Genomic DNA, 13,008 nt, shown 5'->3' with positions numbered 1-13,008 from the left:
CAAGGACCGTGCCGAACAGGAAAGCCAGTTCGTCAGCCTGTCGTGCCGTGACCGGCGAAGTCTTCTCTTCGGTCAGACCGGCCATGTTCTTCCTGTCTACTTGCAAAACCTTGCGCTCTGATAGCGGAGGGGAAGGGTGATCAGCAAGCGGAAGGGGTGGATCCGGGTCGGCTGGCGTGCCCTGCGGACCCTCGGGTGTGTCCGCATCACGGGCTTAGCGACGCGCTGATTTGTCTCCTTAGGGAGATTCGCGCACAGCCGCTCGTGCGTTCTTCCTCGATGCTCCGAAGAATGTATAATATTCAATAGGTTGCCTAGTAACCTGTGCGGGGGTTCGTATCGAATCGGAAACCGGAAATGCGCTGAATTGGTATCTTGATAAGACAAATGAACCGCAGGTTTTGTCCATTTCCCACCTGTTCAGGTTGATGCCCGCAGGGCGGACTTCCGAAAAAATAGTCGTATGGTTAACTGGGTGTTAGGGAATGTGTATATCACGCCTCCTGAATGCGGATCGGTTAACCTAAACGGCTATAAAGTTAGCCAAATTGCTGTTAACACGGCGATTTTTCGTTAATTTTATAGTATTAGGAGTAACTTTTAGTACGGGAGGATCAGCAGTTATGTGTGGTGGCAGCTTTTGAAAAATTGCTCCCGGCAAACATGGGGGCCGGTTGACCTGGGTCTTTGTCAATTGGACGCAGGGAAAACATGTGCTAACTGATCGTCATAGCACAAATCTGTGGTGCATAGCGTTGGAAGGAACCAAATGGCGGAAAGGGTTCAAGGAGGGGAGAACCTCGACCGGCAGTCAGAGGCCACCGGAGAGGAAGTCACCGGAACCATCAAGTGGTTCGATGCCGTAAAGGGATACGGCTTTTTGGTGCCTTCAGTCGGTGGTGGAGATGTCTTGGTTCACTTTACCGTATTGCGGGAAGTTGGTCGTCGGACCCTGCCTGAGGGGGCTACGCTGACCTGTCTTGCCGTAAAGCGGGATAGGGGCCGCCAAGCATCTAAGATCCTTAATCTGGATCTCTCGACAGCCATCGGGCCAGACCCCGAAACGGTTTTGCAGCGTGTAGCAGAGCGAACAGACCCGCTCTCGCTCCTGCCTCCGGCAGGGAACTTCGAAACCGTAACGGTGAAGTGGTTCAATCGGTTAAAGGGATATGGCTTCCTGTCACGTGGCGTCGGCACGCAGGACATCTTCGTTCACATGGAGACGTTGCGGCGGGCTGACATTCTGGAACTGATCCCTGGCCAGTCCTTGAAAGCAAGGATTGCTGCCGGAGAGAAGGGGCCGCTGGCAGTCGTCGTCGAGCAAGTTCTCGACGCGTGATCCCGAAGCTATGAATTTCAGGTCGACCCTGATCAGGGTATCCTTGGGGGCGGGTGCGGTGTTGGCCGCGCTCGCCCTGGATATCGCAACAGTTCCCACCGATCGGGCAGGCCCCGGTGGTGTGGTGCCAATAAGCAGCGACCAGCCGAATGGCAGCCAGTCAGATGGTGGCCAATCAAAAGAAGGCCAGGCAAACGGTGGTCTGCCGTTCAGCGGGCTGGCGCTGTCAGGTGCATGGGCAGGCGGCGGCAAACCGCTTGGACAGCCACAGCGCCTTGCAACCTCTGAACTGACAATCGAGCGGAAGGGCGGCAAACCCACCGTTTTTAAGGTCGAGGTTGCGCGCACGCCCGAAGAGCATGAAATCGGAATGATGTTCCGTAAGTCCATCGAGCCGGACACGGGCATGCTGTTCCTGTTTCCGGAGCCACGGCAGGCATCCTTCTGGATGTACAATACCTACATCCCGCTCGATTTGATCTTCATCAAGAAAGATGGTCGGATCGAGAGCATCGCACCCAATGCCAAGCCGCACTCGCTCCAGCCGCGCCAGTCGCGCGGGGCTGTCGTCGCTGTGCTTGAAATCGCGGGTGGCCAGTCGGAAGAGTTGGGCATCGCCGAAGGTGATCGGGTGCTTCATCCGGGCCTCAAACAGCGCTAGAGCGTCTTGTCGGTAGGCCGGAACTGCCTGTGCTTGCGCAAAGCCAGGCCGGCAAAGTGTCGTCCAGCTCGATTTTGTCTGGCGGGCCGTGGTGCGGCCCGCTGATCTATTTGCTCCACTCAAATCAATTCAATTAAAGTCCTCCTCATGCAGGGCGCGGCAGGATGCATTATCAATGCCCGTCCGGTCCAGAAACAAGCGCAGTGTCAGACAAGACGGGAGGCATAGAGGCTACTTTAAAGTCCCGGCTACCCGACTTGGGAGGCCGTCTCTTACCAATTTCTATCAAGCTCTGGAAAAGTTCAGGCCAAGCTGTCATTGTATGGCGGCGCAAGTCGCTCTGCTTTCCGTTATTTAGTCACCTTAACTTAGTACAGATCCCGGTGTTGGCTGTTGGGGTGGTCATCTAACGATCATACCCCCTGTATATTTGCCTTGTTACGGCCGAAGCGCGGGCATATGATGCAAATAATATATAACAAATAAATCTATCTACGATGCGAGTGGGGAGACGTTATGAAGAGCTCGGCATTGGTAGGTGTAATTGCAGCTTCGCTTTTGCTTTCCGCGTGCGGTTCCGAGGGGGACATCGAGCAGGCGTTCGTCGCCAAGTACGGCAAGGATCTCTGCATGGAGGTGGCCTCCGGCTTCCCGCTTTCGGTCATGTACGAAAATGACATCAGCGAGGCCGCTGATGCCAAGTGGGTTCAGGCCCTTGTGCAGGAGGGCGTCCTCGTCGCAGGCGAAGTCAGCCAGACCGGTGCTCCGCCGTCTGTCCTGAACAGCGCGAACTTCGATCTGAGCGAGCAGGGGCGCACGTTCGTGCGCGATAATATGCTCTGCTACGGCAAGACCGAGGTCGATCGCGTCATCAACTACCGGGAGTATGGCGAAGGCGACCGGCGCTTGCTCGATGCGCAGGTGGCGCTCCGCCATGTGGTGACCGCGCCGTGGGCCAACAATCCTGACCTCCGGGGACGGGTAAAGACCGGCCGCGAGGTTATTCAGCGTACCATGCGCTGGTCGGAAAACGGCTGGCAACTGCACTAATTGCCTGAAACGGGCCGCGCTCGCCGGCGGTCAAACCCGGCGCGGCCCACGAGGGTTGGCCTGAGCCCCTGCCTGCCTGGTGACCCCTCCCTTTAAGGTGGGGCTTGCAGGACAGGCGGCTCATGATGCTCTCTGGCCGGAGGGCTGCGCACGACGCGTCTCGCGTCGGCTGCACGCTCGGCCTGTGCCGTGGTCATGCCGTTCGCAATGGCCCCGCCGCACCTTTCGCTGCGCCCGCAGACGCGCCGTGTGTGGCTCTCCGGCTGCGGCGTTGCTCCCACATGTGCAGGAAAATGCACTCCGTTGCCCCTCAGGCGTGCGGCATCTCTTGCCGCGCCAGTGCTTGAACGCTAGAGGTGCCCCCGAGATTTCTGAATCCAACGCCGAGTATTTTTATCCAACGGAGGGCATAGCAATGACGGCCATTGTGGACATCGTCGGGCGGGAAATTCTTGACAGCCGGGGCAACCCCACCGTCGAGGTCGATATTCTGCTGGAAGACGGCTCGTTTGGCCGTGCAGCCGTCCCCTCCGGTGCTTCCACCGGTGCGCACGAAGCTGTTGAGAAGCGCGATGGCGACAAGAGCCGCTACCTCGGCAAGGGCGTGATCGCCGCCGTCGAGGCCGTGAACGGCGAGATCTTCGATGCCCTCGTCGGCCTCGATGCCGAAGACCAGATCACGCTCGACTATGCCATGATCGAGCTGGACGGTACTCCGAACAAGAGCCGCCTCGGCGCCAACGCCATCCTCGGCGTGTCGCTGGCCGTCGCTAAGGCCGCCGCTGAGGCACGCGGCCTGCCGCTGTACCGCTATGTGGGCGGCGTGTCGGCCCGCACCCTGCCGGTTCCGATGATGAACATCATCAACGGCGGCGCGCATGCCGACAACCCGATCGACTTCCAGGAATTCATGATCATGCCGGTCGGCGCTGACTCTTTGTCGGACGCCGTGCGCTGGGGCGCGGAAATCTTCCACGTCCTGAAGAAGGAGCTGTCGGCTGCTGGTCTGAACACCGCCGTCGGCGACGAGGGCGGCTTCGCTCCGAACCTGGCCTCCACCACCGCCGCCATCGACTTCGTGATGCAGTCGATCGAGAAGGCCGGTTTCAAGCCGGGTGAGGACGTGTACCTCGCTCTTGACTGCGCCTCGACCGAGTTCTTCAAGAACGGCAAGTACGTTCTGGAAGGCGAGGGCAAGACCCTGGAATCCGCCGAATTCGCCGCATACCTGGCTGACCTCGTCGCCAAGTACCCGATCATCTCGATCGAAGACGGCATGGCCGAGGATGACTGGGCTGGCTGGAAGGCGCTGACCGACGCCGTCGGCAACAAGTGCCAGCTGGTGGGTGACGACCTGTTCGTCACCAACTCCACCCGTCTGCGCGAGGGCATCCAGAAGGGCGTCGCCAACTCCATCCTCGTCAAGGTCAACCAGATCGGCTCGCTCACCGAGACGCTAGACGCCGTCGAGACCGCGCACCGCGCCCGCTACACCGCCGTCATGTCGCACCGTTCGGGCGAGACCGAGGATTCGACCATTGCGGACCTCGCCGTCGCCACCAACTGCGGCCAGATCAAGACCGGTTCGCTGGCCCGTTCGGACCGGCTTGCCAAATACAACCAGCTGATCCGCATCGAGCAGGAGCTGGATCTGGCAGCGGTTTACGCCGGCCGTTCGATCCTGAAGGCTTAAATCTTCAGCGCTTGACTTGTGTGGCTCTGAATAGCCACACACCATATGTAGAAACAGCGCCGGTTCGCTTCAGCGGGCTGGCGCTTTTCCACGAAATTTCAGTCGGTTTGGTTAACCGAGCCCTTGACGCAACCCACCGCCCGTGATGATTTAAGCTCGTGGACACTGAATCGCCCCTTCTTCATCTTGTTCGTCAGGCACTTGTGCCGGCTGGCTGTATCGTGGCCATCGCGTACTTTGCCTATCACACGTTCCAAGGTGAGCACGGGCTGCGGGCATACTCGGTTTACGATAGCCAGATCCGTGAACTCTCCATTGCCGCAAAGAAGGTGAGGGACCAGCGCGAAGACCTTGAGCATCGCGTCGCCCTTCTGTCGCCCAATCACGTTGACCCGGACTATGCGGATGAACTTGTCCGCCGCCATCTCGGCCTCGCTCACCCGGACGAAGACGTCATTATGCTGGAGCCGCGCCGCTAGGGCCAGCTTTCGAGCAAGGTGTATGCCTTGTGATGACCGGTTTCTTGCAGGGCACGCTCAGCCAGCCGCTTTGTCCCCTCCTACGCCGACTTGTTAATTCGTCACGCGAAGCTGTCAGCGATGCGCCCTGGATTGTCAGCCTCCATGAGCGCTGATTTGACCGGGTTGGCTGATCTTGTCATGGGCCACTTTCTCCAGCCATCGGTCCAGTAGCCTGCCGCCGATAAAGGTCGAGTAGGCAACCGCACCTGCCATAAACAAGACCACGCCAATTGGTAGGAACATTTCCATGCCAAAAAGTACGCATGTGATTCCGTAGCAGGCGACAACGCTGGTGGCCATCACGGTGCATTGGCGGCAAATGCGTTCGGGCCTCGCAACCAGGCCGAACCAGAGGGTGGCGAAGATATAGCCGCTGATCAGATAGGCAAAAAGAGTGGCGTGCAGCCAACCTTCTGCTGCCTCAAGTATTTCTTCGACGGTAAGCTGGGACAGGATCGCCGGATCGTACGGTACGGACCCGCGTCCTGAAAACAGAGCAAAGGCAACCGGCGCGACCAGATTGCAGAACAGAATTTCCAGCAAGCGCTCTATTCCCCACACACCAATGCGGATCAGCTTGGTCATTTTTTATCTTTCATGACGCTTTCGATCTAATCTGAACATCGCATTTCACGCACGTCAATATCAGTTCTGTCGTGCGCGGCTGGCGCGAACGCGCGTCCTGAATCGCAAGTATCAGGTCTCACTTTCCCCTTTGTGCCCGGCATTGCCACCGAACATTCCTGTCCTGCGTTCTGTTCGTTGTCCGGTTACCCAACGGGCAAAACCGTGAAAAAGCCTTGGCGTCTCGGATTTGCTGGGTTAACAACAATCTGAAGAGTTCATAACAAACCGAACGTTCGGTTATAAGTGGAGGGGTGATTATGTCGCCATCGCCCGACACCGGAGCGGCTAACGCCGGTGGCAAGCAGAAGGGTAAGGGGCGGAATCGCCGGGAAGAGACGGACGCGCTGCGCACCAGCCGCATTCCGACCCCGGAGTATCCGGAACCCTACAAGGCCAGCATCGATGAACTGAAGCAGTATTATCGTGAGATGCTCCTGATCCGCCGCTTCGAGGAGCGCGCGGGCCAGATGTACGGCCTCGGCCTGATCGGCGGCTTCTGCCACCTCTACATCGGTCAGGAAGCAGTCGTCGTCGGCATTCAGGCCGCGCTCAACAAGGGTGACAGCATCATCACCGGCTATCGCGACCACGGCCACATGCTGGCCTGCGGCATCGATTCCAAGGCGGTGATGGCAGAGCTGACCGGCCGCGAAGGCGGTATCTCCCGCGGCAAGGGCGGCTCCATGCACATGTTCTCCGTGGAGCATGGCTTTTACGGCGGCCACGGCATCGTCGGCGCGCAGGTGTCGCTCGGCACCGGCCTTGCCTTCGCTCACAAGTACAAGCAGGACAACGGCCTGTGCGTTACCTACTTTGGTGACGGCGCGGCCAACCAGGGCCAGGTGTACGAGAGCTTCAACATGGCGGAGCTGTGGAAGCTCCCGGTCATCTACGTGATCGAGAACAACCAGTACGCCATGGGCACCAGCGTCAATCGCGCGTCGGCCGAAGACCAGCTCTTCCGCCGTGGCGAGAGCTTCCGCATCCCCGGCATCCAGGTCAACGGCATGGACGTGCTGGAAGTGAAGGGCGCGGCTGATGCGGCGGTCGAGTGGGTGCGCTCGGGCAAGGGTCCGATCCTCCTCGAGATGAAGACCTACCGCTATCGCGGCCACTCCATGTCCGACCCCGCCAAGTACCGCTCCAAGGAAGAAGTGGAGCAGGTGCGCGAGCAGTCCGACCCCATCGAGGGCACCAAGCGCCGTCTGCTGGAGTCCGGCAAGGTCACCGAGGACGAGCTGAAGGCGCTCGACAAGGAGATCCGAGCCATCGTCGCCGAAGCGGCGGACTTCGCCCAGACCTCGCCCGAGCCGGATCCGTCCGAACTGTACACTGATGTGCTGGTGGAGACTTATTAATGGCCACCGAAATTTTCCTTCCCGCCATGTCGCCCACGATGGAAGAGGGCACGCTGGCCAAGTGGCTGGTGAACGAAGGCGACAAGATCAAGGCCGGTCAGACCATCGCCGAGATCGAGACCGACAAGGCCACCATGGAACTGGAAGCGGACGATGAGGGCATCATGGCTCGCATCCTCGTTCCCGCCGGGTCCGACGGCGTGAAGGTGGGCACCCCCATCGCGCTCATCGCCGAGGAAGGCGAGAACCTTGACGCGCTGGACGCCGGCGAGAAGCCGGTCACCCCGCAAACACCGAGCAATGACGCCGCCAAGCCGCAGGCCGCCGAGTCCGCGCCGCCAGCCGTTGCGCCGTCCAGGGCTGAAGCCCAGCCGCGCAAGCCGGACGTCCGCGATCCCGAAGTGAAGGGCGACGTGGTCAAGAAGACCGTGCGCGAAGCCCTGCGCGACGCCATGGCCGAGGAAATGCGCACGGACCCGTCCGTGTTCGTCATGGGCGAGGAAGTGGCGCAGTACCAGGGCGCTTACAAGGTGACGCAGGGCCTGCTCGACGAGTTCGGCCCGGAGCGCGTCATCGACACGCCGATCACCGAGCACGGCTTTGCCGGCGTTGGCACCGGTGCTGCTATGGGCGGCCTGAAGCCGATCGTCGAGTTCATGACCTTCAACTTCGCCATGCAGGCGATTGACCAGATCATCAACTCTGCCGCCAAGACCAACTACATGTCCGGCGGCCAGATGCGCTGCCCCATGGTGTTCCGTGGCCCGAACGGCGCGGCCTCGCGCGTTGCAGCCCAGCACAGCCAGAACTACGGCCCGTGGTACGCCCACGTGCCGGGCCTCATTGTCATCGCGCCGTACTCGGCGGCAGATGCCAAGGGCCTGCTCAAGGCTGCCATCCGCTCGCCGGATCCGGTCGTGTTCCTTGAGAACGAGCTGCTGTACGGCCGCTCGTTCGACGTTCCGGTCGATGAAGACTACGTCCTGCCCATCGGCAAGGCGAAGATCGCCCGCGAAGGCAAGGACGTCACGCTGGTGTCCTACTCCATCGGCGTCGGCGTGGCGCTCGAAGCGGCCGAAACGCTGGCTCAGGAAGGCATCGATGCTGAAGTGATCGACCTGCGCACCCTGCGTCCTCTGGACAAGGAAACCGTGCTTAAGTCGCTCGCCAAGACCAACCGCGTGGTCTGCGTCGAGGAAGGCTGGCCGCAGTGCTCCATCTCGTCTGAAATCTCCGCCATCTGCATGGAAGAGAGCTTCGACGATCTGGACGCTCCGGTGCTGCGCGTCACCAACAAGGACGTGCCTCTGCCCTATGCCAACAACCTTGAGAAACTCGCTCTGGTGAAGTCGGCCGACGTGGTCGAAGCTGCCAAGCGCGTCTGCTATCGCTGAGCCGGGGGAGCATAAATGCCGATCGACATTCTCATGCCCGCCCTGTCTCCCACCATGGAGACGGGCACGCTGGCCAAGTGGCTGGTGAAGGAAGGCGATACGGTCAGCGCCGGTCAGGTGTTGGCCGAGATCGAGACCGACAAGGCGACGATGGAATATGAATCGGCCGACGAAGGCGTCGTCGGCAAGATCTTCGTCGCCGAAGGCACCGAAGAGGTCGCCGTCGGCACCAAGATCGCGGTCCTTCTGGAAGAGGGCGAGAGCGCAGATGCTCTGGAAGCTCCGTCCGAGCAGCGTCAGGCAGGCCCCGGCCAGAAGGCGGAAACAACTAAGGCCGAAGCCGCTCAGGCAGAGCAGAAGGAATCCGCCCGCGGTGAACCGGTAAAGCCCGCCGCTCAGGCTCCCGAGGCTCCGGCCGCCGCCCAGCCGCAGGCCGCCCCGGCGGTTGCATCGCAGGAAGGCGGGGAGCGCATCAAGGCCTCGCCGCTGGCCCGCCGCATCGCCGGCCAGAAGGGCATCGACCTGTCCGCCGTGAAGGGCTCTGGCCCCAATGGCCGCATCATCAAGGCTGACATCGAAGCCTTCCAGCCCGGCGCTGCCGCGCCTGCCGCCGCCGCAGCAGCGCAACCGGCTGCTCCGGCTGCCGCAAAGGCTCCGGCCGCAGCGCCTGCTGCTGCGCCGAGCTACGGCCCGCCGGCCGATGTGCCGTTCGAGGAGATCAAGCTCTCCAACATGCGCAAGACCATTGCGCGCCGCCTGCAGGAGAGCAAGCAGACCGTCCCGCACTTCTACCTCACGGTGGATTGCGAGATCGACGCGCTGATGAAGGTCCGCAAGGAGCTAAACAGCCGCCTCGAGAAGGAGGGTGTGAAGGTCTCGGTCAACGACTTCGTCATCCGCGCCGTGGCGCTGGCCCTCAAGAAGGTGCCTGCCGCCAACGTCCAGTTCGCGGGCGACAAGATGTACTGGTTCAAGCGTCAGGACATCTCGGTTGCTGTTGCCATCGAGGGCGGCCTCATCACCCCGGTGGTGAAGGACGCAGGCTCGCTGGGTCTGGCCGATATCTCCCGTCAAGTTGCTCAGCTCGCTGAGAAGGCCCGCGCGGGCAAGCTCGCGCCTGAGGAATATCAGGGCGGCACCTTCTCCATCTCCAACCTCGGCATGTACGGCATCAAGCAGTTCGAAGCCGTCATCAACCCGCCGCAGGCCTGCATCCTCGCCATCGGCGCGGGCGAGCAGCGCCCGGTCATCAAGGACGGCGCAGTTGCCGCTGCCACGGTGATGACCGTCACCCTGTCGTGCGATCACCGCGCGGTTGACGGCGCGGTCGGCGCGGAATTCCTTCAGGCCTTCAAGCGCCTGATCGAAGATCCGTTGCTGATGCTGGCGTAAGCTGCAAATCCAGAGGGCGGGGGAGGCAACTCCTCCGCCCTTTCGGGCTTTTAATCGGCCCAGTTGTTAAAGAGTTTCGTTATCTCCCTGAAACGCCTGAAGTTTTGCGTTGTGGGATGAGGAGATATGCATATGGCATCCCAGTTCGACGTTGTTGTGGTGGGCGGTGGTCCCGGCGGCTACGTGGCGGCAATCCGCGCGGCCCAGCTTGGTCTGAACACCGCTGTTGTCGAGCGCGAGCATCTGGGCGGCATCTGCCTCAACTGGGGCTGCATTCCGACCAAGGCGCTGCTGCGCTCCAGCGAAATGTACCACAACATGCAGAACGCGGCCGCCTACGGCCTGAAGGCTGACAACGTCAGCTATGATCTGCAGGCCATCGTGAAGCGTTCGCGCGGCGTCTCCGGCCAGCTGAGCGCAGGCGTCAAGACCTTGCTCAAGAAGAACAAGGTGCAAGTGTTTGACGGTGAAGCCAAACTCACCGGGAAGGACACGCTCACCGTCTCCAAGGACGGCAAGGCGGTTGAGGACGTCTCCTTCAAGCACGTCATCCTCGCCACCGGCGCGCGCCCGCGCGAGCTGCCGCACCTGAAGGCGGACGGCAAGCTGATCTGGAACTACAAGCACGCGCTGGTACCAGACACGGTGCCGGGCCGCCTGCTGGTCGTCGGCTCGGGTGCCATCGGCGTCGAGTTCGCCAGCTTCTTCGCTGACCTCGGCTCCAAGGTCACCATCGTCGAGATGATCGACCGCATCCTCCCCGTGGAAGACGAAGAGGTCTCCGCATTCGTTGCCAAGGCTTTTGCCAAGCAGGGCATTACCGTCCGCACCAAGGTCGGCCTGTCCAAGCTTGAGCCCAAGGGCCAGACCATCACCGCCACCATCGAGGCGGATGGCAAGAACGAAACCCATGAATTCGATCGGGTCATCCTCGCCATCGGTATTCAGGGCAACGTCGAGAACCTTGGCCTTGAAGACCTGGGCGTGCAGGTGGAGCGCGGCCAGATTGCGACGGACGGCTATGGCCGCACCAACGTTCCGGGCGTCTGGGCCATTGGCGACGTCGCCGGTGCGCCGTGGCTCGCCCACAAGGCCAGCCATGAGGGCGTGACCGCTGCCGAAGCCATCGCCGTCGAACTGGGCAAGGGGGAGGGCGTTCACCCGCACCCGCTCAACAAGGCCAACATTCCGGGCTGCACCTACTGCCGTCCGCAGGTCGCCAGCGTCGGCCTCACCGAGACCAAGGCGAAAGATGCCGGCTATGAAGTCCGTGTCGGCAAGTTCCCCTTCATCGGTAACGGCAAGGCGATCGCGCTCGGCGAGCCCGAGGGCTTCATCAAAACCGTGTTCGACGCCAAGACCGGCGAGATGTTGGGTGCACACATGGTTGGCGCGGAAGTGACCGAGCTCATTCAGGGCTACGTCGTTGCTCGTCAGCTCGAGACCACCGAGGCCGAGCTGATGCAGACCGTCTTCGCGCACCCGACGCTCTCCGAGATGATGCACGAAGCCGTTCTCGCCGCCTACGGCCGGGCCATCCACTTCTAGGGTTCGGGGATTGGAAGGAGGGCTCCTTCTGGAACCATCCGCTCATTTCCGGACTGCGCCTCTGGTCGCAAGCTCCAGAACACAAAAGCCGGGCAGGGCCACCTGTCCGGCTTTTGCTTGTTCGCCACATCGTTGCTCAGTGACAAAGCCTTCCACGTGACGTGTTGCACTTTAATTTCGCCTGGCAGCTCAGGTTCGCCGAGCCCTGATGTAAAAGACCCCGCAGGGTAGGGGCCTGCGGGGTCCGGGTTAGCAAAAGGTGCATGAACAACCTTCTGAAACACTGTGCGCCATTATAGGAGTCGTGGTGCCCTTCGCAACGGCTGTATTAAAAATAGTTCAATATATTCAATGGGTTTTGAGAATGTGCTGCATCGGCTAAGTGTCTGTCGCAGGGACACGAGGGTGGTCTCGCGTTTGCTTTCACAGATTTAAGCCCGCACAGTCCTTCGGAGGGCGCGCCAGGCCATGCACGTCGCATGGCTTCGGCTATTTTTGCTCTGGTTGCGGAAACCCCTGACGTTGCGGTCATCAGCAGCTTCCTCGACCCCGGCAAGACACATCAAACGGAACAAGGAGATAACAGGGAAACGCCGTTGCCACTGCAGACCACAGCGGAGCCCCGCGCCTGACGCTCGGCTATTCGCCCCGGCGACTTTCCTCACTCTGGTAGCGGGTTTCATTCTCGTCCGGGCTTGCACGCTTCTCGCCAATGGCGGGGCGCATCGTGCCGTTGTTGGCCTGCCGTGGCGCCTCGTCCGCATTGGGCGGGCCTGCCGGATTATCGGCCACCTGATTCTGTAACGCCTGCTCCTCGCCTTGCAGAGACGCGCGTGCGCCGGCCTTGGCCTCCAGTTCGCGCGCTTCGGCTGCGCGCCGCTGCCGTTCGGCATCACGTGCGGCGGTTGACTGATTTGGAGCAGAAGTCTGGGTCGGGTTCTCGCGTTCGTTGGTGTCGCGGGTCATCGGGCCTCTCATACATTGCTTGCCGGTCTGCATCGCTGCCGGTGTTCTACGATTCAACGGCAGGCTGCGGGTCCTGTTCCTCTTGAACCTCTTACCTCCTGCACTCGTTCCCGGTACGGTCACGCCTCGCTTGAAAACCCAGGTAAACCGGCAAGATCTTGTGACAGCGCACTCGTGGTCTGACGCCACTGCTGCACCGCCTTGAGCTCCAGATGATGGGAGGGCGACCGTGTCGATCAACCGTTTGTTTTCAGCGGCGAATGCCCGGAACCAGGTGCCATTGTTACCCGGAAGGCCACTTTTTTGGTGTTGACCCGCCCATGGTGTTTCGTGGATAGGCGAAAAGACCGAACGATCAGACGGGCATTATGCTCTCTGGACGCGGTCTGCCGGGCCACCGGTGCGGGCAACCATGCTGAACGGCGCCAATGCGGGGAACGGCGCGATCCGGTTCCTTGG

General features: G+C 61.0%; 11 protein-coding genes. 9 read left to right on the top strand and 2 right to left on the bottom strand.

Annotated elements, in window-relative coordinates; genetic code table 11:
• Nucleotides 1-769 precede the first annotated feature (769 nt).
• The 5 genes from VIG90_RS08290 to VIG90_RS08270 all read left to right on the top strand — a co-directional run bounded on the left by VIG90_RS08290 (nucleotide 770) and on the right by VIG90_RS08270 (nucleotide 5,222).
• Nucleotides 770-1,339, top strand: coding sequence for a cold-shock protein (locus tag VIG90_RS08290; protein WP_331593021.1), 570 nt, complete (start codon nucleotides 770-772; stop codon nucleotides 1,337-1,339).
• Between the two features lie 61 nt (nucleotides 1,340-1,400).
• Nucleotides 1,401-2,000 (top strand): DUF192 domain-containing protein, encoded by a 600-nt coding sequence (locus tag VIG90_RS08285; protein ID WP_331593020.1) that lies wholly within the window; start codon nucleotides 1,401-1,403, stop codon nucleotides 1,998-2,000.
• Between the two features lie 516 nt (nucleotides 2,001-2,516).
• Entirely contained in the window at nucleotides 2,517-3,050 is a 534-nt protein-coding gene (locus VIG90_RS08280) for a hypothetical protein (protein ID WP_331593019.1), read from the top strand.
• A gap of 415 nt (nucleotides 3,051-3,465) precedes the next feature.
• The gene (gene eno / locus VIG90_RS08275) at nucleotides 3,466-4,743 is read left to right on the top strand and encodes a phosphopyruvate hydratase (RefSeq protein WP_331593018.1); all 1,278 of its coding nucleotides are present in this window, start codon (nucleotides 3,466-3,468) and stop codon (nucleotides 4,741-4,743) included.
• Nucleotides 4,744-4,964: 221 nt separating this feature from the next.
• Nucleotides 4,965-5,222, top strand: coding sequence for a septum formation initiator family protein (locus tag VIG90_RS08270; protein WP_331593017.1), 258 nt, complete (start codon nucleotides 4,965-4,967; stop codon nucleotides 5,220-5,222).
• 135 nt (nucleotides 5,223-5,357) lie between these two features.
• Here VIG90_RS08270 and VIG90_RS08265 read toward each other — a convergent pair whose 3' ends face one another.
• Nucleotides 5,358-5,849 carry a hypothetical protein gene (locus tag VIG90_RS08265; RefSeq protein WP_331593016.1) on the bottom strand — a complete coding sequence of 164 codons (492 nt, stop codon included), beginning with the start codon at nucleotides 5,847-5,849 and terminating at the stop codon, nucleotides 5,358-5,360.
• A gap of 299 nt (nucleotides 5,850-6,148) precedes the next feature.
• Here VIG90_RS08265 and pdhA point away from each other — a divergent pair, with 299 nt between their 5' ends.
• The 4 genes from pdhA to lpdA all read left to right on the top strand — a co-directional run bounded on the left by pdhA (nucleotide 6,149) and on the right by lpdA (nucleotide 11,583).
• Complete coding sequence (gene pdhA / locus VIG90_RS08260; protein ID WP_331593015.1) at nucleotides 6,149-7,249, top strand: pyruvate dehydrogenase (acetyl-transferring) E1 component subunit alpha; 1,101 nt, start codon at nucleotides 6,149-6,151, stop codon at nucleotides 7,247-7,249.
• Nucleotides 7,249-8,643 (top strand): pyruvate dehydrogenase complex E1 component subunit beta, encoded by a 1,395-nt coding sequence (locus VIG90_RS08255; protein WP_331593014.1) that lies wholly within the window; start codon nucleotides 7,249-7,251, stop codon nucleotides 8,641-8,643. The genes pdhA and VIG90_RS08255 overlap by 1 nt, the downstream gene beginning before the upstream one ends.
• Before the next feature lie 15 nt (nucleotides 8,644-8,658).
• On the top strand, nucleotides 8,659-10,035 hold the full coding sequence (locus VIG90_RS08250) for a pyruvate dehydrogenase complex dihydrolipoamide acetyltransferase (RefSeq protein WP_331593013.1): 1,377 nt from the start codon (nucleotides 8,659-8,661) through the stop codon (nucleotides 10,033-10,035).
• Nucleotides 10,036-10,167: 132 nt separating this feature from the next.
• A complete protein-coding gene (lpdA, locus tag VIG90_RS08245) occupies nucleotides 10,168-11,583 on the top strand; it encodes a dihydrolipoyl dehydrogenase (protein WP_331593012.1) in 1,416 nt (471 codons plus the stop codon).
• A 639-nt stretch (nucleotides 11,584-12,222) separates the two neighbouring features.
• Here lpdA and VIG90_RS08240 read toward each other — a convergent pair.
• A complete protein-coding gene (locus VIG90_RS08240; protein WP_331593011.1) occupies nucleotides 12,223-12,549 on the bottom strand; it encodes a hypothetical protein in 327 nt (108 codons plus the stop codon).
• Between the last annotated feature and the right edge of the window lie 459 nt (nucleotides 12,550-13,008).

Source organism: Pedomonas sp. (genome assembly GCF_036515995.1).
In the GTDB taxonomy this organism is placed as follows: Bacteria; Pseudomonadota; Alphaproteobacteria; order Sphingomonadales; family Sphingomonadaceae; genus Pedomonas.
The sequence above is the reverse complement of the archived record's forward strand: the minus strand, read 5'-3'. Positions and strand labels throughout refer to the sequence as shown.